This window comes from Oenococcus kitaharae (assembly GCF_025758695.1).
Taxonomy (GTDB): domain Bacteria; phylum Bacillota; class Bacilli; order Lactobacillales; family Lactobacillaceae; genus Oenococcus; species Oenococcus kitaharae_A.
Map to the genome: position 1 here is coordinate 555,919 of NZ_JANJQP010000002.1, position 22,917 is coordinate 578,835.

16 protein-coding genes are annotated in these 22,917 nt (G+C 43.1%); all 16 read left to right on the plus strand.

What is annotated here, in order from left to right; all coding sequences use genetic code 11:
- The first annotated feature begins 22 nt into the window (after nt 1-22).
- The 16 genes from mreC to rpoC all read left to right on the plus strand — a co-directional run bounded on the left by mreC (nt 23) and on the right by rpoC (nt 22,915).
- On the plus strand, nt 23-871 hold the full coding sequence (mreC, locus tag NRF22_RS06155; protein WP_007747162.1) for a rod shape-determining protein MreC: 849 nt from the start codon (nt 23-25) through the stop codon (nt 869-871).
- Nucleotides 868-1,413, plus strand: a complete 546-nt coding sequence (gene mreD / locus NRF22_RS06160) for a rod shape-determining protein MreD (RefSeq protein WP_007747156.1) — start codon at nt 868-870, stop codon at nt 1,411-1,413. The genes mreC and mreD overlap by 4 nt, the downstream gene beginning before the upstream one ends.
- A gap of 4 nt (nt 1,414-1,417) precedes the next feature.
- Nucleotides 1,418-2,851 (plus strand): cardiolipin synthase, encoded by a 1,434-nt coding sequence (cls, locus tag NRF22_RS06165; RefSeq protein WP_007747153.1) that lies wholly within the window; start codon nt 1,418-1,420, stop codon nt 2,849-2,851.
- The gene (yfmF, locus tag NRF22_RS06170) at nt 2,800-4,110 is read left to right on the plus strand and encodes an EF-P 5-aminopentanol modification-associated protein YfmF (RefSeq protein ID WP_263779704.1); all 1,311 of its coding nucleotides are present in this window, start codon (nt 2,800-2,802) and stop codon (nt 4,108-4,110) included. The genes cls and yfmF overlap by 52 nt, the downstream gene beginning before the upstream one ends.
- On the plus strand, nt 4,100-5,377 hold the full coding sequence (gene yfmH / locus NRF22_RS06175) for an EF-P 5-aminopentanol modification-associated protein YfmH (protein ID WP_007747151.1): 1,278 nt from the start codon (nt 4,100-4,102) through the stop codon (nt 5,375-5,377). The genes yfmF and yfmH overlap by 11 nt, the downstream gene beginning before the upstream one ends.
- Before the next feature lie 20 nt (nt 5,378-5,397).
- On the plus strand, nt 5,398-6,372 hold the full coding sequence (locus tag NRF22_RS06180; protein WP_263779705.1) for a helix-turn-helix domain-containing protein: 975 nt from the start codon (nt 5,398-5,400) through the stop codon (nt 6,370-6,372).
- Nucleotides 6,369-6,929 (plus strand): CDP-diacylglycerol--glycerol-3-phosphate 3-phosphatidyltransferase, encoded by a 561-nt coding sequence (gene pgsA, locus NRF22_RS06185; RefSeq protein WP_263779706.1) that lies wholly within the window; start codon nt 6,369-6,371, stop codon nt 6,927-6,929. The genes NRF22_RS06180 and pgsA overlap by 4 nt, the downstream gene beginning before the upstream one ends.
- A gap of 116 nt (nt 6,930-7,045) precedes the next feature.
- Entirely contained in the window at nt 7,046-8,176 is a 1,131-nt protein-coding gene (gene recA / locus NRF22_RS06190; protein ID WP_007747130.1) for a recombinase RecA, read from the plus strand.
- Nucleotides 8,177-8,227: 51 nt separating this feature from the next.
- Complete coding sequence (trhA, locus tag NRF22_RS06195) at nt 8,228-8,893, plus strand: PAQR family membrane homeostasis protein TrhA (protein ID WP_007747128.1); 666 nt, start codon at nt 8,228-8,230, stop codon at nt 8,891-8,893.
- 40 nt (nt 8,894-8,933) lie between these two features.
- Entirely contained in the window at nt 8,934-10,685 is a 1,752-nt protein-coding gene (locus tag NRF22_RS06200; protein ID WP_263779707.1) for an ABC transporter ATP-binding protein, read from the plus strand.
- A complete protein-coding gene (locus NRF22_RS06205; RefSeq protein WP_263779727.1) occupies nt 10,678-12,525 on the plus strand; it encodes an ABC transporter ATP-binding protein in 1,848 nt (615 codons plus the stop codon). The genes NRF22_RS06200 and NRF22_RS06205 overlap by 8 nt, the downstream gene beginning before the upstream one ends.
- A gap of 63 nt (nt 12,526-12,588) precedes the next feature.
- Entirely contained in the window at nt 12,589-14,121 is a 1,533-nt protein-coding gene (locus NRF22_RS06210; protein ID WP_263779709.1) for an MDR family MFS transporter, read from the plus strand.
- Nucleotides 14,122-14,123: 2 nt separating this feature from the next.
- Entirely contained in the window at nt 14,124-15,068 is a 945-nt protein-coding gene (locus NRF22_RS06215; RefSeq protein WP_263779710.1) for a DUF4811 domain-containing protein, read from the plus strand.
- A 150-nt stretch (nt 15,069-15,218) separates the two neighbouring features.
- Nucleotides 15,219-15,422, plus strand: coding sequence for a cold-shock protein (locus NRF22_RS06220; RefSeq protein ID WP_007747105.1), 204 nt, complete (start codon nt 15,219-15,221; stop codon nt 15,420-15,422).
- A 216-nt stretch (nt 15,423-15,638) separates the two neighbouring features.
- Nucleotides 15,639-19,232 carry a DNA-directed RNA polymerase subunit beta gene (locus tag NRF22_RS06225; protein ID WP_263779711.1) on the plus strand — a complete coding sequence of 1,198 codons (3,594 nt, stop codon included), beginning with the start codon at nt 15,639-15,641 and terminating at the stop codon, nt 19,230-19,232.
- 11 nt (nt 19,233-19,243) lie between these two features.
- Nucleotides 19,244-22,915 (plus strand): DNA-directed RNA polymerase subunit beta', encoded by a 3,672-nt coding sequence (gene rpoC / locus NRF22_RS06230; RefSeq protein WP_263779712.1) that lies wholly within the window; start codon nt 19,244-19,246, stop codon nt 22,913-22,915.
- Nucleotides 22,916-22,917: the final 2 nt, after the last annotated feature.

A 22,917-nucleotide genomic window follows, 5' to 3' on the forward strand; every position in this document is an offset into this window, starting at 1 on the left:
AGTAGTTGGGTCTGGATGAGTCTTGCGATTTAATGGAAAGAAAATTTTAATTACGATAGCTTCGATTATCGTAGCTGTGGGTCTTATTGTGGGCTCAAGTGTCTTTTACGGCAGAGCTAGCGGTATTCCGGTGATACAGCGTTTCGCCTCGGATATGGCGGCTTTTTTTGGTCGCGGTGTTTCAGCACCAACCAGTGTCTTGAGCCGATCAACAAATTCATTAACACAACTATTTAAGACTTATGAAGAAAACCAGCATTTGGTTAAAAGAGTTGACCGCATTGCGGCTGATCAAATTCGGATTCAGACCTTGGAAAAAGAAAATAAGGAACTGAAGGCCAATTTAAAACTGAAAAATTCACTGACTGATTATCAGACTGTGAGCGCCGTTGTTATCAGCCGCACACCCAGCAGCTGGAATTCACAGTTGATTATTAATCAAGGTATTAATGCCGGCATTAAAAAGAATGCGCCTATCCTGGATTCTCGGGGATTGATCGGCAAAGTGAGTCAAGTGTCGAATACAAGCAGTAAAGTGACGCTTATTTCGAATATGACGGCTGATGCTGATCGTTTTCCAGTACAGGTCAACAGCGGCAGCACAACGATTAACGGTGTCATTTCTGGCTATAACCGCAGTAGTGATCAACTGATTTTAGATGAGCTCAGCACGCAATCAACGATTAAAAAAGGCAGTTTGGTGCAGACATCGGGACTTGGCGGCATCCTGCCTAAGGGTTTATACGTTGGCCGAGTTGCGAGCGTACGTGATGATGCTTATGGTGTTGCCAAACAAATTTATATTCGTCCCGCCGCCGATCTATCCGATATTTCCAGCGTTCTCGCGGTCACTCAGGTAGGTGGGGAATGAATAATCGCCATGTCTCGACGCATCGTTTTTTCCGTCCTGCTATTGTTTATCCAGTTATTTTAATTGTGTTAATATTCGTTGATGGCTCATTAATGGCGGCTTTTTCCGGTTTTTTGTCTTTTGCAAACTGGACAATTCTGCCCAATCTGACTTTTATTGGCATTTTTTACACGATTCATTTTCGGTCCGATCGCCATTTTCATTTTTGGTGGTGGCTGGTATTACTTGGGCTGCTCTTCGACCTTTATTACACACAGTCTATTGGCAGCTATCTAACCGCTTATCTTTTATCCGCTTATACTGTCTTCTTGCTGGATCCACATATTCCCTATCGAATTCTCTCTTCGTTTTGGACAGTGGCAACCGGTTTGCTTGTTTTTTACAGCCTCATTTATATCACCGGTATCTTAACCGGGGAAGTTAATATTAGTCTGGTTAATTACCTGATTTTCACTGTATTTCCAACTATTTTCATAAATAGTCTTATTGAGATGATATTTTATCGTCCGGTTGAGTCTTTGACTTATATAATTAATAGCTAATCCCATGAATTTATTTTTCTACATAATTTCGGTTATATTATTGCTGAATGCTTTCTTTGCGGTTGTAACGGTTTTCTGGAGCAAAAGAGAGGTTAGCAGAATTTGGGCATGGCTAGTTGTCCTGTTATTTGTACCTGTTTTTGGCTTTGTTATTTATTGGTTTACAGGACGCCGAATCTCTGATAAAAAAATTTTTGATTTTACCAGTCAGGAAATTGTTGGCCGAGAACAGATTCGGGATAATCAAAAATATTACAATCATCATTTGAAGCTGGATGAAAATGCCACAATGCTTTCTAAACTGTTTGCCAGTAACAGCGGAGCGATTCTGACCTATGGCAATGATCTTGATACCTTTTTTGATGGTCAAGATTTTTTTGATGATTTATTTCTTGAAATCGAGAAGGCACAGGACCATATTCATTTGGCTTTTTTTTCTATTTTTGACGATCCAACCGGTAACAAGCTAATTGATCTGCTGACCAAAAAAGCCCAAGCAGGTGTTGAAGTTCGTGTGATTTATGATGCTTATGGTTCTCACGGTACTCATCGCCGTATGTACCGCCGCTTACAGCAGGCTGGTGGTATCATTTATCCTTTTTTAACGCGGCGTTTTCAGCTGCTTGCGTTGAGAATCAATTTTCGTTTTCACCGCAAGGTTGTCGTCATCGACGGAAAAGTTGGCTATATCGGCGGCTTTAATGTTGGTGACCAGTATCTGGGGAAATCAAAAAAATTCGGTAATTGGCGTGATTCACAGTTGAAAATTGTTGGAGATGCCGTCCTGTCATTGCAATCACGTTTTTTTATTGATTGGAATGCCACGGCTAAGGAAGATGACAAATTATCTTTTCTGGCGGATTACTTTCCAGCAACACAAGTCAACGGTATTCATCCGATTCAAATTGTTTCGTCCGGCCCGGAATCGCTTGTTGATCAGATTAAACAAGGCTATTTGAAAATGATTAGTCTTGCTACAAAAACGATTACGATTCAGACGCCATATTTAATTCCCGATCAACCGATTTTTGAAAACCTGCTGATTGCTCTGGCTGCCGGTGTTAAAGTAGATGTTTTTATTCCCAATCGACCAGACCATCCCTTTGTTTATCGCGCAACACAGTATTATGCACAAGAGTTGATACAGGCTGGCGCACATGTTTATCGTTATGATAATGGTTTTCTGCACAGCAAATTATTAATGATCGATGATGAAATTATCAGCATCGGTTCTGCTAATATGGATATTCGGTCCTTTGAATTGAGTTTTGAAGCAAATGCTTTTATTTACAGTGCCAAGTTTGCCAACAAAATCAAGAATCAAATCACTAAAGATGTGTCACAGTCAAAACTTCTGAGTCAGGAAGATTTCGATGGACAGGGGGTTTGGATGACGGTACTGCAGAAGTTTTCGCGTTTACTGTCACCGATCCTGTGAAAAATATGAAAAAATTAGCCAATGGTATCAATTTAAATGTCTTAACGACTGATAAATTTCAGTCAGTTAGAATTGTTGCGGAATTTTACGCTCCCTTTGAAAAAGGCACGGCAGCCAATCGTGCGTTGCTGGCTCAAATACTGGAAGATAGTTCGGCCTTTTTTCCGAACCGACAGTTGCTGACTAAGAAACTTAATACACTTTACGGCGCACATTTTTCTGTGTCGACAAGTCGTTTTGGGCGGCTTTCCAAACTGCGTTTTGCACTGAAGATACCCAGCCCGCAAGCTGCGGGAGACCAGCAATTATTGGCAAAAAGTTTCAATTTTTTGTCCGGCCAGATTTTTAATCCGTTAATTGTTGATGGCTTATTTCCTGAGCATTTGTTTGAAAATGAAAAGCAGAATTTTCTTTCTGAATTTTTAGCAAATTTTGATAATAAAAGCTATAAGCTCCATGATCTGATTCTCAAAAAATATTTTGTCAATCCTGATTTTAGAATTCAACCCGAAGGGAGCCCTTTGTCAATCAGGCAGTTAACAAATGAAACCGTCGTTTCGGCTTACCATGCTATGCGGGCTAACGATGAAATGTCATTGGAAGTAGCTGGCCTCCCGAGTGAACTTGAAGTTGAAAAGTTGGTCGCTTCTTGGCCAAACGTTTCGCAAAACAGCCGGCCGATTCCCAATCCAGTCTATACACAAGCAGTAAAACCTGACCAATTTGCTGAACTGCACGAAAAGGGTGATCAGGCGCTCTTGGAACGAGCCTATAATTTTCTGGATTATGATTATCTGACTCAACAGAGATATACGGCGATGGTTTTTTCCCGCCTTTTTGGTGGTTCGAGTCAATCTTTGCTTTTTTTGAATATCCGTGAAAAATTACATCTGGCTTATTACGCAAATTCAACTTTTTTCGCCGTTGATGGTTGGATGACCGTTCAGGCAGGATTGGATAAGGATAATGTCGAACTTGTTAAAAATGAGATTGATCTGCAGCTGGAACGAGTTAAAAAGCAGGATTTTTCCAATGATTTGTTTACCACGATCAAAGAGGAGCTAGTTGCAGCTATTCAGGCGGGCGAGGACTACGAAGAGACTGCCATTGAGAAATCGATCAATGCTTTTTTGACTGGTTACGCTCTTTCCAGCAGCCAAATTATAGCCGTGATCCAATCTGTGACGCCTCAGCAGGTAGCAGATTTTGCAAAAAAGTCGGTAAAGCAAGCAGAGGCGGTTTTGATTAATGAAGATTGACGAATATTCGCAATTTAAACAGACTGTTTACAGTGAAACACTGACAGATGGTTTGAAAGTGACTTTGATGCCTAAGAAAGATTTTCATTCAGTTTTTGCCGCATTGTTTGTGGATGCGGGTGCTGTTGACCAGAAAATCGTCGATGAAAATGGCAAAGTGGTCACTTTTCCTTCGGGCATTGCGCATTTTGCTGAACACAAGATGTTTGAAAAAGAGCAGGGAGATGTGGACCAAATATTTAGCCGCTATGGTGCATTTTCAAATGCTTATACGAGCCAATCCCGCACTGTTTACTACTTTCAGGGAACAGAGGAGATTGCCGCATCGATCCGGCTGCTGCTGCATTTTGTTCAGGAACCTTATTATACGCAGAGTTCTATTAACAAGGAGCAGGGGATCATTGGCCAAGAGCTGGTCATGTACCAGGATATGCCGGATTGGGCACTTTCTTTTGGATTGATGGGTAATTTATACGCTCAACAGCCCTTGGCTCAAGATATTGCCGGCAAAGTATCGACGATCAGCCAATTAACCAGCGACATGCTTTACCAGTTTCACAAATACTTTTATCAGCCAAGCAATCTGCACCTCAAAATTTCAGGCAACATTGATCCACAGGCGACTATGGCTTTAATCAGAGACACGCAAAGGGAATTGTCGCGCCCGAAAATAGCGTTTACGTCGATGAGTTTGTTTGATAATCAAATCCCGATCCTTGCGTCAGGTAGCAGAAAGATGCCGATTTCTCAAACTTTAATTACAGCCGGTATTAAAGGCATAAACATGCCATCGAGCCGGGATGAAGCTATTGATTTGGCTTTTGCAAGTGATTTACTGCTGGATCTTTATTTTTCTGATTCATCTGACTGGTACATGAAAAATTACGATGCAGGTATTTTGAATGACGATTTTATGGCACAAGCAGAAATTGGCCGCAATTATCAGTTCATTAGTTTTAGCGGCCATGGCAAACAACAGAAAGCCTTTCAAGAGATTTTGTCTCAGTTAAAGCGCATATCTTTCGATAGCCGTTTAGCAAATGAATTCGAGGTCCAAAAATCAGCTACTTTTGGTGAGCTGTCGATGTCTTTGGATCAGTTGGAAAACAACGTTTTCACAGTTTTAGATGAATATGATACGGATAGCAATGTTTTTCAAATTACAGATAATCTCAAAAGCCTCACTTATAAGCGAGCAGTGGCTTTATTTGAAAAATATTACGATATAAATTCATTTAGTCGTTTTTCGATCGAACCGTTAGATTAAGATTGTTATAATCTTAATGAATGGATACTGATTACCAATCAATTGGAAAACGGCTGCAAGATGCACGTGAACAGCATGGTTTGACCTTAGAAGATATCTCCTCGTCGACTAAAATTCAAGTTCGTTATCTGCAAGCAATCGAAAATGGCCAAGTGAATAGGCTGCCTGGCCCTTTTTATGTGAAGGCATTTATACGCCAATACGCTAATACAGTGGACCTTGATCCAAATACGATTTTGGATACTATGCCAGCTGCAGATCGTGCTCGCCAGCCTAAAGATGGCGGCGAGATTAAAGCCGGCCAGAACAGAGGTGTTTCTGCGCACTTATTTGATGGCTTTTCGGAAAACAAGCAGGAAGAGCAAGACAAAGATGCGAATGATTCTCTGTCTAATAATTCTATTCGAGTAGGGTCTGACAGGATTCCGCGTGCCGGCATGAATCTCTCCACACCAGTTACCCGCCGCCTGCTCAGCCGCCTGCCCGTTATTTTTCTAATTGTTGCGTTAATTATTCTGGCCTTTGCCTTATGGCTGGCATTTGGTAGAATTCGGCCAAGTTTATTTAGCCAGAATCCGGTTAATTCAAGTTCAACGAGTATTTCACAATCTAGCAGCAGCCGGCCGCAGTCCAGTAGTTCATCTGCCTCGTCTTTGTCCAATAGCCAGACGCAGCCTTTATCGAAACCGCAGTTTCAAAATAACACGGCGACCATGACCTTCTACGATACGGCGGACCATACGATTCAGATCCAGGCGGCCAATGCCGGATGGACGACAGTGACAGTGGATAATGTCCGTCAGTTTGCCAGTACAATTGCAGCAGGTGCCGAGCACGATACAACGCTAAGTGGTGACCAGAATCAAATTATGATTCATTTAGGCAATCCATACAACACGAGAATCCTGTTTGATAATCAAGATACGCAGTTTATGTCTGGCTCATCGATTCTGATTACGAATATAATTATTAGACGGGAGAAAACACCGCAATGAATTTGCCTAATAAATTAACAACCTTTCGAATTTTAATGATTCCTTTATTTATTTTAATCTTATCGCTGCCTATCAATTGGTCGACGACATTCGGCCGGCCAAGTGGCTGGCTGCTGGCTGCTGCTATTTTCGCCTTGGCTTCGTTGACCGATTTACTCGATGGCAGAATTGCCAGGTCACGTCATTTGGTGACTAATTTTGGCAAGTTTGCTGATCCTTTGGCTGATAAACTACTGGTGATGACCGCTTTGATCTTTCTGACTCAATTTGGCGCTGTTCCGGCTTGGATGACCGCTATTATTGTTATCCGCGAACTAGCCATCACAGGGTTAAGAACCTTAATTGTTGAAAATAACGGTACGGTTATGGCTGCACAGATGCCTGGCAAAATCAAAACATTCACACAGATGTTTGCCATTATTTTCCTGTATTGCAGCAACTTCGGCAGTCCTATTCCGATTGGGCAGATCTTAATTTATCTTGCTGTGATTTTTACAATTTATTCAGGGATCGATTATTTCGTTCAGAACCGTTCAGTATTCTCGGATGGCATGTGATTTAAAAAAATGCCCATGGTTTCGTATAACCACTGTAGAAAGTTAAGTATTTTTTAAATACGAACAAGCGTTCGCATTTTCTTGACTTTCGTAGCATAATAGATTGGTGAGGTTTTATGTCTGATGGAAGAAAGGCCGCATTAAATGCGGCATTAAAAAAAATTGAAAAGGATTTCGGCAAGGGATCGATTATGCGTTTAGGCGAAAATGCGCACACAAAAGTCGACGTGGTTTCAACCGGTTCTTTAAAATTAGATATTGCTTTAGGTGTTGGCGGTTATCCAAAGGGAAGAATCATCGAGGTGTTTGGCCCTGAGTCTTCTGGCAAGACGACTGTCGCGCTTCATGCTGTTGCCGAGATTCAAAAAAAGGGCGGCACGGCTGCTTATATTGATGCTGAAAATGCACTGGACGCGAAATATGCAGCTGCTTTAGGTGTTAATGTTGATGATCTGCTTCTGAGCCAGCCGGATACAGGCGAGCAAGGTTTGGAAATCGCTGATGATTTGGTTAATTCAGGTGCGATCGATATGCTGGTCGTTGATTCGGTTGCAGCTCTTGTCCCAAGGGCTGAAATTGAGGGGGAGATGGGAGATGCCCATGTGGGCCTGCAAGCGCGTTTGATGAGCCAAGCTTTGAGGAAATTGGCCGGTACTCTGAACCGAACAGGCACAATTGCCATTTTCATCAATCAGATTCGTGAAAAAATCGGGGTTATGTTTGGCAATCCCGAGACAACACCTGGCGGTCGCGCTTTGAAGTTTTATTCAACGGTACGTTTAGAGGTACGCCGGTCAACACAGATTAAAGACGGTACGAATATTATTGGTAATAATACGAAAATCAAGGTTGTCAAAAACAAAGTTGCACCACCTTTCAAAGTAGCCGAAGTGGATATTATGTATGGCAAAGGCATCAGTCAGACAGGTGAATTAATTGATTTGGCCGTTGATAAAGATATTATCGACAAGTCGGGCGCTTGGTATGCCTATAAAGGTGAAAAAATTGGTCAGGGACGCGTTAATGCAATTGCTTGGTTGGAAGACCCTGAACATCAAAAAGAACATGATACGATCTTTCAGGCGGTACGTGATGCTTATGGTATTGGCGCCAAAAAAAAAGTGACAACTGATACTGGCAAGGCTGTACCAATAGAAGATAGCAGCAGCGATCCTTTTGCTGACCCTAATTACAATCCAAAGGCCAGTGAATCTGACGATGCATTGACTGATGATGATATTTATTAATTTTTAAAAATCCGATGTTGTCGGATTTTTTTATAGAGTAAACTTGAACCAATGCAGACTACAAAAAACAATTTCAAACACCGCGTTAAAACATTTGGTTTGGTTGAAGAGATCTTTAATTCGATTACACACGGTTTAGGTTTAATAGCCGCGATTGTCGGAATTATATTTCTTTTCATCAAAGTCATCGACAAGGGCTACACGTCGGCTGTTGCCTTAACGGCATTCATTATCTATGCTGTCTGTTTGATCATTTTTCTGCTCAATTCTACTTTGTTTCATGCACTAATTTTCACAAGAGCCGCTTGGGTCTTTCAACATTTTGATCATCTGGGTATTTTTTTGATCATTCTAGCCACCTACACGCCCTTTTGCTGGGTCTTTATCAAGGATCCCGTTGCGATTTGGATTTGGGTTGCCAATCTCATTTTGGCACTTGCTGGTATCGTTTATGATTTCTTGTTTATTGGGCGCTATCGCTGGATCACTGTTTTGATTTATTTAGCTATGGGTTGGTTAATTGCCGTGATGTTCCCAATCATTCATCACAGCGTACCAGTATATTCGCTTTGGCTGTTATTTTTTGGTGGAATTGCTTATTCAGCAGGTACTTTTTTCTATTTGAATACTAAAATCTGGTGGAATCATGTTTGGTGGCATTTATTTGTGCTCTTAGGTACAGCTGCCATGTATTTTGCCATCTATCTTTCCATGTAATTGTATACTGCAAATAAGCGTAAGATAGATTTTAAAGTATATGTTCAAACTTGCCTTTAAAAATCTCAATAAATTGCTTGTCTCTTTCGCCTTTTTTTGCCTGTTTTTTCAAGTAGCGGCGGATTTGATTCTGCCTTCAATTACTGCCGATATTGTCAATATCGGTGTTGTGAGGAAAAACATTCCGTATATCTGGCACACGGGCTTGATTATGCTGGCCGTGAGTTTGTTAGGCATTATCGGTGCTGTATGTAATCAGCTGATAGCTGCGACGTCGTCACAGAAATTGGGTGTTACACTGCGGCATTTTTTGTTTGCCAAAATTACGGCAATGGCAACGGCCGATTTCACTAAGATTGGTGAAGCCTCTTTGATTACTAGAACAACGAACGATGTTGTCCAGATGCAGAATGTGACCTACTCGATGCTTCGGATGATGGTGAGGGCACCGATGATGTTGGCTGGTGCGAGCCTGATGGCCTATTTTCAAAGTCCTCAATTAATGCTCGTCTTTGTAGCTGCCATCCCGATTTTGGCGATTGTCGTTTTACTGATTATGAGAAAGTCTGTGCCGCTTTTTAGAAAGATACAAGGGTTAACTGATCGCATTAATCTTGTGTTCCGAGAAGGGCTGACCGGTGTTCGGGTGATACGCGCTTTTAATCAGGATGCCTTTGAACAAAGACGCTTTGCTCGAGCTAATGGGAATTTGACTGATAATGCGATTAATGCCTATGTGACAACGAGCCTGATGAGTCCAACCATGACTTTTATTATCAGCGCTTCGAATATTGCCATTGTTTGGTTCGGTGCACGTCTGATTGCCGGCAGTCAGATGCCGATTGGAAACTTGTTATCTTTTATTACTTATGCCACACAGATGCTGTTTGCATTTATGCAGTTGTCGATGATTTTTGTTATTGTACCCAGAGCTCAGGCATCCGCCCAGCGCATTCAGGAAGTTCTGGCTATTTCTGATACCATTCTTGATTCAAAGAACGCCCAAACCGTGCCGAATATTACAAGTATTCGTTTTGCACATGTTGATTTTGCCTTCTCGCATTCAGCCGCGAGGGTATTAAAGGATATTAATCTGCAAGTTGGGCGTGGACAAACACTAGCAATTATCGGTGGTACAGGATCTGGGAAAAGTAGTTTAATTAATTTAATTCCCAGATTATTCGATCCGACAAAGGGCAGTGTATCAATCAACGACATTGATATTCGCCAATTCCGCCAAAGTGATTTGCATGAAAAAATTGCCTTTGCTAGTCAGAAATCTTTTTTATTCCAAGGCACTATTCGCAGCAATCTGCATTATGGCAATCCAAAAGCCAGTGAAGAAGAGATGTGGCAGGCGCTTCACACTGCTCAGGCTGACGCCTTTGTCAAAAAACAAGGCGGACTGGATGCACCTGTTGAGCAGAATGGCCAGAACTTTTCAGGAGGCCAAGTACAACGCCTGTCGATTGCAAGGGCTATTTTGAAAGATGCGGATGTCTACATTTTTGATGATACATTTTCTGCTCTGGATTTTAAGACCGATGCATTACTCAGGGCAGCACTGCATAAAGACAGCAAGATCAATCGGGCAATTAAAATTATTGTGGCACAGCGTATTTCAACGATTGCTGATGCAGACAGGATTCTCTTATTAGAGCAAGGTAGGATGTCAGCCTTTGGAACGCATACCGAATTGTTAAAAACTAGTGCTGTCTATCGTGAGATCGTTAATTCTCAGCTGCATCGGGTTGACGCAGCTGCTGCGTTATCCGGAGACGAACATGCGTAATCCGGCTTCGAGAATGCGAGGCGGCAGCGGGCCAAGACCAATGGCACGGATTGCCGAACACGCTCATAATTTTTGGGGGACAACCTTTAGATTATTCAGATATTTGGGGAAAAATCGCTTCGGTGTCATCTTTTCGATTGCCTTGGCAATTATTTCGGTGCTGTTATCTGTCAGCGTACCGAAAATTTTAGGCGAAGCTACGACGATCATCTATCGTGGTGTTCGTGCCGGCTTGCAGTCGGGACGTTACCGGATTGATTATCATGCAATTATTTCAATTCTAGTGCTTGCATCTGTTTTATATGTTCTGTCTGCTCTGATGAGTTTTTTGCAGCAAGTGATAATGACTCATATATCACAACGTACCGTTTTTCGTCTACGTGCAGAATTTAAAGCCAAGATGGCCCGCCTTCCCGTGAGTTATTACGATCAGCACCAAAATGGCGATATGATGAGCCGCGTTGTTAATGACATGGATAACATTTCTGGGACTTTGCAGCAGGCTTTAATTCAAATTGCGGTCTCATCGATCACATTTGTTGCCGTGATTATTTTTATGCTGTCGATTAGTTGGATTCTGTCATTGCTGGCTTTTACGACGATTCCAATCAGCATTCTTCTTGTACGCTGGATTGCACCACACGCTCAGAAACTGTTTAGTAGACAGCAGGAGGTTCTTGGTTCGATGAACGGCCAGGTGGAAGAAACTTTTTCTGGTCATTTAATTATTAAAACTTTTGATCGTGAACAAGCTGTCACTGACAAGTTTGAAGAGCAGAGCAGGCGATATTACCACGCCGCTTGGAAAGCACAATTCATTTCTGTTCTGATTTTTCCGGCTATGCAGTTTCTAAATAATTTAGATTACTTGGTAATTGCTGTTTTCGGCGGGATTCAAGTTGCTAACGGCCAGCTGCCACTCGGAGATATTCAGGCATTTTTGCAGTATACAAATCAGTTTTCCCAGCCTGTCACCCAAATTGCTAATCTTAGCAACACGATTCAATCGACGATTGCAAGTGCCGAACGGATTTTTCAGGTCCTAGATGCTGAAGAAATGCCTAAAGAAATTTCGGCGGCCTCCACCTTTCCTAGAGAGTCATCACTGCCTTTAATTAGTTTTCATCATGTGGCATTTAGTTATGATAGTCACGCGCCTTTGATTCGAAATTATTCTTTAGATGTTCATGCAGGCCAAACGATTGCTATCGTGGGCCCGACGGGCGCTGGTAAAACGACTGTTATCAATTTGTTAGAACGCTTTTATGATGTTGATGCTGGCGTGATTCAGTATCGGGGCAGGGATATCAGGCACATGACACGCCCTGAATTGCGTTCGCATTTCGCAATGGTTCTGCAAGAAACTTGGTTATTTACGGGCTCCGTTTTCGAAAACATTAAGTATGGCAATGAGCGGGCTACAAAAGATCAGGTGATTGCAGCGGCAAAGGAAGCTTATGCAGATACTTTTATCCAGCAGCTGCCTCAGGGTTATCAAACTCAGTTAAATGAGGCAGCCTCAAATATTTCTCAAGGCCAACGTCAGCTGTTGACGATTGCACGCGCCTTCCTCTCTGATCCTGAGATTTTAATCCTGGATGAGGCAACTAGCTCGGTGGATACGCGAACCGAACTTTTGATTCAAAACGCCATGGCTAAACTTCAGCGTTCACGTACTAGTTTTGTTGTTGCCCATCGTCTATCCACGATTCAGCAGGCGGATAACATCGTCGTGATGAATCATGGTTCAATCGTTGAGACTGGTACGCATCAGCAGCTGCTTGATGCTAAGGGATTTTATGCGGATCTCTTTAACGCACAATTTGCTTCCGGCGATTAATGAGTTTTTTGTCCGAGCCGGGAACGAGTATAATTGTGATTTGTAATTTACAGGGGGTAATTTATGTCAGCTAAATCCGTTGATATTCATAATAAGCGTTACAGTCGATTTATGTTTGTCTTGGTCATCTTGTTTGCTACTTTTGCAGGTATGCTGATGCAGACATCTTTAGGGACGGCGTTGCCGACTTTGATGGATGATTTCCATATTAATTTAGCCACGGCTCAGGAAGCCACGACCTGGTTTTTGTTGGCAAACGGGATTATGATTCCTGTTTCTGCGTATTTATCAACCAAATTTCCGACAAAAAAACTCTACATCTTTGCTTTTGGACTGCTTTTAGTTGGCCAATTTATTTCCTACAGCGCACCAGTCACAAATTGGACTTGGTTTTTAATTGGCCGAATCATTCAAGCGATTTCTGTCGGTATCACGATGCCTTTGATGCAGGTCGTTCTCGTCTATATTTTTCCAGCTGAAAAGCGCGGCGCGGCAATGGGCCTCAGCGGACTTGTAATTGGTATGGCTCCAGCAATTGGGCCAACACTGTCCGGTTGGATTTTGGACAGCAGCCACAGTTTTGCCTCTTTTACGCTATCCAACTCCTGGCGATCCATTTTTCTGCTGCCGATGGCCGTGATTGCATTAACTTTTCTTTTAAGTTTTATTTTTTTGCGCGATGTCATTCCAAACCAGCCAGTTCACCTTGATTTTCGTTCTTTGGTTCAATCGACGCTTGGTTTTGGCCTATTTTTGTGGGGTTTGACTAATGTCGCTAACGCAAATTATGGCGGCTGGACAGATATGACGCATGTGATTATTCCTGGCGCAGTAGGCATTTTTTTCATCATTATTTTCTTGTGGCATCAGTTAGAAATGCGGCATCCCTTCCTGGATATACGTGTTTTTGCTGTCAAACAATTTTCGGTAACAACGGTTTTGATTTCGCTTTCTATGATGGCCATGATTGGCATTGAGATGATGCTGCCGACCTATCTTCAGCAGCTCCGCGGGCTTTCACCTCTATCATCGGGGCTTACTTTACTGCCTGGTGCGCTTTTAATCGGTATTATGTCACCGATTGCTGGGGCTGTTTATGATCGAAGCGGGGCAAAACGCTTGGCACGAGTTGGATTTTTGATCCTCCTGATTGCCACGATTCCTTTCTTGTTTTTTGGCCTGAATACACCAAGGGATTTCATTACGGTTTTCTATAGTCTAAGAATGTTTGGTATTGCTATGGTGATGATGCCGTTGACAGCCTCGGCGATGTCTGCACTGCCAAAAGAAAAAGCGGCAGATGGTACGGCCTCAAATAATACAGTCAGGCAGGTATTGACCGCGATGGTTGTTTCTTTGCTATCTTCCGTGACACAAAACATTGCCAATACCAATGCACCTGCGGCTTCTCTAAAACAGCAGAATATTTTTGAATTCGGTCAGCGAACATTGGATGCTTCTTTAAAGGGTTTCCATGTTTCGTTTGCGATTTCCTTATTTTTTGCACTCTTAGGATTAATTCTGGCAGGCATGCTGCATTCTGGCAAAGTCATTGAGCAAGATCCTGATTTACTGGATGAGAAGGGAGGCAATTAGGCATGATTTTTCTATTAGTCATTTTTTTCACTGCTGCGGCCTTCGTTAGTTGGATGCTGATTAAACATGCGTTTCCCCGCTGGTTCTTTGGACTGATCTTCACCGGCCTGCTATTAGCCAGCGTGATCTTGATGACCTTGAATATGAGCAGGCATTTTGGTATGAGACGAAGTGTCAGCACACAAAGGCAGGAAATTTATTCTATGGCCGGCAGGAGACTCGCCGCCGGGATCTTAGCTACGACGAAAAATAAGAATATTGGGAGCGATCTGGATATTTATTTGTACAAAGATCAAGCGGGAGCTGAAAAAACCAAAACAAGCGTGCCGAATGCTTACCGTTCAGTCTCGATGAAAGGCATTGATTCGAATCGCGCGTATAAAGTCACACATACTTATCGTTGGCACTATAACGGTGCTCTATCACGGATTTTGTTTGGAATTGGTCATTTGGATCGGGTTATTAGCCGGCAGGAGGTTGTTTTCCAAATTCCATCTCAGCAATGGATTCAGCTCACAAGCGACCAGCTTCGACGGCTACAGAATCTGTTGGCAAATCCAGCCAAGATAACTGATGCAAAAGTATCGATGCTATTATCGGCCTCCTCTCAAGCATTGCTAAACGGCCGGAGTAATCAAGCTGCGCGCATGCAAGTTGCGGCCATTCGAGAATTATTGTCAATCGCCCCAAGTGCAGCTGATAAAAAATTAGCCAAACAGCTATCCTCGTCTGCCGCTGCCTCAAGCCGAGCTCAAGCGCTGTCATCTAGCATCGCCGCTTCGCAAGCTGCATCAGTTTCTGCATCATTGGCTGCGGATGCCCAAGCTCAAGCCGCGTCTGCTGCTCAGTCTCAGGCTGCAGCTGATTCTGCGGCATCGGCTCAAACGCAAGTATCAGCATCGAGCTCAGCAGGGAACTCAAGTAGTGGCACAACGAATACACCTTAATGAGATCAATGCGCTTAGTTCCAAACAAATTTTCAATTATCTGTTATACTAAAGGAGTATTAATCGGTATGGTTCCAAGAATCAAATGTTTCAAAGCTCTGCACCAATTATTTACAAATAAGATGCACTAGGTGCAGAAAGAATTTTTTCATGGAAACAGGTACAGTTAAATGGTTTAATGCCGATAAAGGCTATGGTTTTATCACTCGTGATAATGGTGGAGATGTCTTCGTACATTTCTCTGCTATTCAGACTGATGGCTTTAAGTCATTGGATGAAGGCCAAAAGGTTACGTTTGAAGTTGAAGACGGACAGCGTGGACCACAAGCTATCAACGTTAACAAAGTTAACTAAGTAAAGCTTGTAATTGATCGGCTTCTTGTGTATAATTTATGCACAGTGAGGTCGATTTTTAAAATGCGGTTATGGCAATATTGTCCCGTAACTGCTTCAAAGCGCAGATCCAATGTGATCCGCGCTTTTTTACGCTCATAATTTCACATAAAACGCATCTTTTTATGATTGAAGCTGAGCAGTCGACTAACACAGATAAAAATTGGAGGAATTACATTGGTTGCACACAACGTGAAGATAAACAAGCATGTCACTCGACGCAGTTACTCTTCTGCTAAAGAAGTGCTTGAAATCCCGCCATTGACCGAAGTCCAGACTGCGTCTTACAAGTGGTTTTTGGATAAGGGCATTCGGGAAATGTTTAACGATATCATGCCGATTGAAGATTTTGCCGGCAAGCTGTCACTTGAATATGTTGACTATTCATTAGGAGAACCAAAGTATACGTTAAAAGAATCGCGTGAGCAGGGAGTTAATTACGCTGCACCGCTTCATGTGACTTTGCGTTTGACGAACAAAGAGACTGGCGAAATCAAATCGCAGGATGTTTACTTTGGTGAATTTCCGCTGATGACCGAATATGGTTCTTTTGTGATTAACGGTGCTGAGCGTGTCGTTGTTTCACAGCTTGTTCGTTCCCCTGGGATTTATTACAACGAAGATACCGATAAGACTGGCAAGACTGTTTTTGGCACAACTGTGATCCCTAATCGTGGTGCTTGGTTGGAATTGGATACTGATGCCAAAGGGATTGCCAATATTCGTATCGACCGTACTCGTAAACTGCCAATCACAGAATTGGTCCGTTCATTTGGCTTTGGTTCTGATTCAGAAATTCAGGATATTTTTGGTGATGATGTTGAATCTTTGAATTTGGCTATTGAAAAAGATGTTCATAAGGATGCTTCGATGTCACGTGTTGGCGAGGCCTTGGAAGATATTTATGAGCGTTTGCGTCCTGGTGAGCCAAAGACGATCGATTCCTCTCGTTCTCTATTGGCAGCACGTTTCTTTGATCCAAAGCGTTATGATCTTGGCAACGTGGGCCGCTACAAGGTTAATAAAAAGCTTTCGTTGAAATCTCGTCTTTTAGGTCAGACCTTGGCTGAAGATATTCTTGATGAACAAGGCAATGTCTTGGTTGCCAAGAATACAGAGATTGATAAAAAAGCCATGAAACTGCTTTCTCCGTTATTAGATAAAGACGATTTCAAGATGACTGTTTTGCAGCCTGACGAAGAAGGTGTTCTGCCTGATCCGATCAAATTGCAGATTATTAAGATTTTTAGTAAGAATGATCCAACTAAAGCAGTTAAATTAATCGGAAACGGTCATATTGACGAATCAATTCATCACATTCTGCCTGCCGATATTTTGGCTGGTATGAATTATTTCTTTAACTTGCAGGAAGGCATCGGCGCTACTGATGATATCGATCATTTGGGTAACCGTCGCATCCGGTCTGTTGGCGAGTTATTGGAGAACCAGTTTAGAATTGGCTTGACACGTATGGAGCGTGTAGTTCGCGAGCGTATGTCTATCCAGGATTCTGATACTGTGACACCTCAGCAGTTAATCAACATCCGCCCTGTTGTGGCGGCTGTCAAAGAATTCTTTGGTTCTTCTCAGCTTTCACAATTTATGGATCAGACCAACCCACTTGGTGAGTTGAACCATAAGCGTCGTTTGTCAGCCTTGGGACCTGGTGGATTGACACGTGATCGTGCTGGTTATGAAGTCCGTGATGTTCATTATTCACACTATGGCCGAATTGACCCGATTGAAACGCCAGAAGGTCCGAACATCGGTTTGATTACGTCACTGGCTGTCTATGGCCGGATTAATGAATACGGTTTTATTGAGACACCTTACCGTCGTGTTGACTGGGATACACATAAAGTCACAGACAAGATCGATTATTTGACGGCCGATGTCGAAGATAATTACACGATTGCACAAGCGAACTCGGAATTAAATGATGATGGTTCTTTCGTTAATGCGACCGTTACTGCACGTCATGGTGACAACAACATTGAAACGCCAATCGAAGATGTTGATTATATGGATGTTTCTCCTAAACAGGTTGTGGCCGTTTCGACTGCTGCGATTCCTTTCTTGGAAAACGATGATTCCAACCGTGCTTTGATGGGTGCCAATATGCAGCGTCAGGCTGTTCCGCTGGTTGCACCGCATTCGCCAATCGTCGGTACTGGTATTGAATACCGTGCTGCTGTCGATTCAGGATTAGCTCAAATCAATGAAGCCAAAGGGACCGTTGAGTATGTTGATGGCCGCGATATCAAAGTCCGTGAAGATGATGGCAACCTTCATGAATATCCATTGATGAAGTTCCAACGCTCTAATGGCGGTAAGAATTATAACCAAACACCTATCGTCAAAGTTGGCGAGACTGTCGAAAAAGGCGATGTCTTAGCTGATGGGCCTTCGATGGAAAATGGCGAACTAGCTCTTGGCCAGAACCCTATCATTGCCTTTATGACTTGGCATGGCTACAACTTCGAAGATGCGATCGTCTTAAATGAACGCCTCGTTCGTGATGATGTTTATACTTCTATCCATATTGAAGAACATGAATCAGAGGCACGTGATACAAAGTTAGGACCTGAAGAGATTACTCGCGAGATTCCTAACGTTGGTGAAGATCAGCTTAAAGATCTTGATGATTCCGGAATCATTCGTATTGGTGCCGAAGTCGAAGACGGCGATATTCTGGTTGGTAAAATTACACCAAAGGGTGTGACCGAATTGTCGGCTGAAGAGCGTCTGCTGCATGCTATCTTTGGTGAAAAAGCCCGCGAAGTTCGTGATACTTCTTTGCGTGTTCCTCATGGCGGCGGCGGAATTGTCCAAGATGTTGAAATCTTCACACGTGATAACGGTGATGAATTAGCACCTGGTGTTAACATGATGGTTCGTGTCTTTATTGCCCAGAAACGCAAGATTCAAGTTGGTGATAAGATGGCCGGACGTCATGGAAATAAGGGAACTGTTTCAGTTGTTGTTCCTGAAGAAGACATGCCGTTCATGCCTGACGGTACGCCGATTGATATTCTGCTTTCACCAATGGGTGTGCCATCTCGTATGAACATTGGACAAATTTTGGAACTGCATCTTGGCATGGCAGCCAGAAAATTGGGTATTAAAGTTATGACACCGGTCTTTGATGGTGCCTCTGATGATGAAATTATTGATGCCTTAAAAGAGGCTGGTCTAGATGAAGACGGTAAGACCGTTCTTTATGACGGTCAGACTGGCGAGGCTTTTGATAATCGTATTTCCGTCGGTGTCATGCACTATATGAAGCTGGCCCACATGGTTGACGATAAAATCCATGCACGTTCAATCGGACCTTATTCGTTGGTTACACAACAGCCTTTGGGTGGTAAAGCCCAGTTTGGCGGCCAGCGTTTCGGCGAAATGGAAGTTTGGGCACTTGAAGCTTATGGTGCTGCCTATACTTTGCAGGAAATCATGACCTATAAGTCTGATGATGTTCGTGGCCGTAACAAGGTATTTGAGTCCATTGTTAAAGGACAAGCTATTCCAAAGCCCGGCGTTCCTGAATCTTTCCGTGTCCTTGTTAAAGAATTACAAGCCTTAGGTCTTGATACCAAAGTGCTGGACGGCAAGGGTCAAGAAGTTCGTATGGCGCAGATGGACGAGGACGATAATGTTGCCACGGTTGATGCTCTTGAACAAATCGCGAAAGAAAAACCTGACTTGTTTAAAGGCGATGACGATGACAAACCTCGCATTGCAGCAAAAAATCTCGATGAAGAAAATATATAAGGAGAAATGACTTGGCAATAGACGTTAATAAATTTGAATCTATGCAAATCGGTCTCGCTTCACCTGCTAAGATCCGTGAATGGTCTTATGGTGAAGTGAAAAAGCCGGAAACGATCAACTATCGTACGTTAAAAGCTGAACGTGATGGTCTTTTTGACGAAAGAATTTTCGGACCGATCAAAGACTATGAATGTGCCTGTGGTAAATACAAGCGAATCCGTTATAAAGGAATCGTTTGTGATCGTTGTGGTGTTGAAGTAACGAGTTCCAAAGTGCGTCGTGAGCGTATGGGGCATATCGAACTTGCTGCACCTGTGACACATATCTGGTACTTTAAAGGTATTCCAAGCCGTATGGGCTTGATCCTCGATATGAGCCCGCGTTCTCTGGAAGAGATTATCTATTTTGCCAGCTACGTTGTCATTAATCCTGGCAGTACGCCGTTGGAAAAGAAACAACTAATTACTGAGGCTGAATATCGTCAGTATGTCGACCAATACGGTGCAGATGCTTTTGATGCTAAGATGGGTGCCGAGGCTATCAAGGAATTGTTAGCTGAAGTAGATTTGGCCAAACAGGCTAAAGAATTGAAGGCCGAACTAAAGGAAGCAACCGGTCAAAAACGGACTCGTGCAGTTCGTCGTTTGGACATTGTTGAAGCCTTCTTGCAGTCTGGCAACAAACCTGAATGGATGGTTTTGGATGTTATTCCAGTTATTCCACCAGATTTGCGCCCAATGGTTCAGTTGGAAGGCGGCCGCTTTGCCACTTCTGACTTGAATGATCTCTACCGTCGTGTCATTAACCGTAACAATCGTTTGAAGCGGCTGCTCGATTTGAATGCACCTGGTATTATTGTGCAAAACGAAAAACGTATGCTGCAAGAAGCTGTTGATGCCTTGATTGATAATGGCCGCCGCGGTCGCCCAGTCGCTGGTCCCGGAAACCGTCCTCTAAAGTCGCTTTCTCATTTGCTGAAGGGCAAGCAAGGACGTTTCCGCCAGAACTTGTTAGGAAAGCGTGTTGATTATTCCGGCCGTTCTGTTATCGATGTTGGTCCCTTCTTGAAGATGAACCAGATGGGTCTTCCTCGCCAGATGGCTGTTGAATTATTCAAGCCCTTTATCTATAATCGCTTGATTGAATTAGGCACTGACAATGGTGGCGCAAACAACTTGCGTTCTGCACGTCGTTTGGTTGAGCGGCACGAAGATGTTGTTCAAGATGTTTTGGAACAAGTTGTTAAGGAACATCCAGTTTTGCTGAACCGTGCACCAACTTTGCATCGTCTTGGCATTCAAGCTTTTGAGCCAGTCCTGGTTTCTGGTAAAGCGATGCGTTTGCATCCTTTGGTAACAACTGCTTATAACGCCGATTTCGATGGCGATCAAATGGCGATTCATGTGCCTTTGTCCGATGAAGCACAAGCTGAAGCACGTTTGCTGATGCTGGCTGCTTCACATATCTTGGCACCTAAGGATGGAAAACCAATTGTGGCTCCGTCTCAAGATATGACGATTGGTAATTATTACTTGACGACTGAAGAAGCCGGTATCAAGGGTGAAGGCATGGTCTTTACTTCATCTGATGAAGTAAAGATTGCTTTACAGAATCACGAAGTTGAATTGCACACACGTATAGGTATTGCTACTTCGAGTTTTGGCCCGGACAAACCTTTCTCTGATCAGCAACGTTCTAGAATTATGGTAACCTCTGTTGGTAAAGTCCTTTTTAATGAAATTCTGCCGAAAGATTTTCCGTTTGTTAATGAACCAAAAGCTGCAAATTTTGATGCTATTGATGATCGTTTCTTCCTCGAACCTGGTACCGATATTCACGAATGGTTGAAGAATGAAGCTCTCAATGATCCGTTCAAGTCTGGTTTCTTGTCTGATATCATTGCTCAGATCTACGCTCGTTACCAGGTGACTCGCACATCTGTTCTGCTAGATGATATGAAAGACTTGGGTTATGATATTTCGACACGCTCTGGTCTGACGGTTGCGATGTCAGATGTTACGGAACTGCCTCAAAAAGCTCAAGTTATCAAAGAAGCCCATGAAAAAGTGGCCACTATTACAAAGCAGTTCCGTCGCGGTTTGTTAACTGATGATGAACGTTATATTCAAGTGACACAGACTTGGTCAGATGCGCAGGATAAGATCAAATCTATGCTGATTGCATCTTTCGATAAGAAGAACCCGATCTTTATGATGAGTGATTCTGGTGCCCGTGGTAATATTTCTAACTTCGTACAGCTTGCCGGTATGCGTGGCTTAATGGCTGCACCAAACGGTAAAGTTATTGAACTTCCTGTTACGGCTAACTTCCGTGAAGGCCTCTCTGTTTTGGAAATGTTTATTTCAACCCATGGTGCTCGTAAAGGAATGACCGATACAGCTTTGAAGACTGCCAACTCTGGTTATCTGACACGTCGTTTGGTCGATGTTGCTCAAGAAGTGATTGTTCGTGAGGAAGATTGCGGCACTGACCGCGGTTTGGATGTCTCTGCAATCATGGATGGCAATGAAGTAATTGAGCCGCTGTACGACCGAATCCTTGGTCGTTATGCCATGAAGGCTGTGATTAATGAGAAGACCGGCGAAATCATTATTGACAAAAACGAGATGATCGATGAAGTCGTTGCCAACAAAATCATTGATGCTGGCATTCAAACAGTTACTATTCGTTCCATCTTTACTTGCCGTACGGAACATGGTGTCTGTGTCAAATGTTACGGCCGCAACATGGCCACTGGCGACATCGTCGAAGTTGGTGAAGCTGTGGGTACTGTTGCTGCTCAATCTATTGGCGAACCCGGTACTCAATTGACTATGCGTACATTCCATACTGGTGGTGTTGCTATGTCCGAAGATATCACGCAAGGTCTTCCTCGTGTTCAAGAAATTTTTGAAGCCCGTAATCCAAAAGGACGTGCTGAAATTTCCGAAGTAACTGGAAAAGTTACAAGTATTGAAGAAAATCCTGCTGATCGCAGCAAGACAATCACGATTGAAGGGGAGACGGACACACGTGAATACGTGTTGCCAATCTCTGCTCGTCTGCGCGTGGCTGAAGGCGATGAAATTCATCGTTCTGAAGCAATTAACGAAGGACCTTTGGATCCTAAGGAATTAATCAAGGTTTCCAGTGCTTTGAAGACGGAAAACTATATGTTAGCCGAAGTCCAAAAAGTTTATCGTATGCAAGGTGTTGGTATTGCCGACAAACATGTCGAAGTTATGGTTAGGCAGATGCTCAGAAAGGTCCGGGTCATGGATCCAGGCCAGACAGATTTGCTTCCAGGAGAATTACTTGATATTGCCGATTTCCGTCGTGCCAATAGTAAAGCAATCTTATCTGGTCAAACAGCTGCCACTTCTCGTCCAGTTTTGCTCGGTATTACTAAGGCATCTCTGGAAACTAATTCTTTCTTGTCAGCCGCGTCATTCCAGGAGACAACACGTGTCCTGACAGATGCTGCTATTCGTGGCAAAAATGATCCTCTAGTCGGTTTGAAGGAGAATGTCATCATTGGTAAGGTTATTCCTGCAGGAACCGGTGTTGCCGCATATCGTCATATTAAAGACGAAGTGGTGGCTGCACCAGTGGAACCTTTAGAGAAAATCCCGACTCTTGATGAACTCCAGAAGAATTTTGATAAAAAAGCCCCTACAAAATAGTT

Coding starts and splice junctions, on each gene's coding strand:
- NRF22_RS06205 (WP_263779727.1), top strand. CDS start 10,678: ATGCGTAATCCGGCTTCGAGAATGCGAGGCGGCAGCGGGCCAAGACCA.
- NRF22_RS06210 (WP_263779709.1), top strand. CDS start 12,589: ATGTCAGCTAAATCCGTTGATATTCATAATAAGCGTTACAGTCGATTT.
- NRF22_RS06200 (WP_263779707.1), top strand. CDS start 8,934: ATGTTCAAACTTGCCTTTAAAAATCTCAATAAATTGCTTGTCTCTTTC.
- NRF22_RS06180 (WP_263779705.1), top strand. CDS start 5,398: ATGGATACTGATTACCAATCAATTGGAAAACGGCTGCAAGATGCACGT.
- yfmH (WP_007747151.1), top strand. CDS start 4,100: ATGAAGATTGACGAATATTCGCAATTTAAACAGACTGTTTACAGTGAA.
- pgsA (WP_263779706.1), top strand. CDS start 6,369: ATGAATTTGCCTAATAAATTAACAACCTTTCGAATTTTAATGATTCCT.
- recA (WP_007747130.1), top strand. CDS start 7,046: ATGTCTGATGGAAGAAAGGCCGCATTAAATGCGGCATTAAAAAAAATT.
- cls (WP_007747153.1), top strand. CDS start 1,418: ATGAATTTATTTTTCTACATAATTTCGGTTATATTATTGCTGAATGCT.
- NRF22_RS06215 (WP_263779710.1), top strand. CDS start 14,124: ATGATTTTTCTATTAGTCATTTTTTTCACTGCTGCGGCCTTCGTTAGT.
- NRF22_RS06220 (WP_007747105.1), top strand. CDS start 15,219: ATGGAAACAGGTACAGTTAAATGGTTTAATGCCGATAAAGGCTATGGT.
- trhA (WP_007747128.1), top strand. CDS start 8,228: ATGCAGACTACAAAAAACAATTTCAAACACCGCGTTAAAACATTTGGT.
- mreD (WP_007747156.1), top strand. CDS start 868: ATGAATAATCGCCATGTCTCGACGCATCGTTTTTTCCGTCCTGCTATT.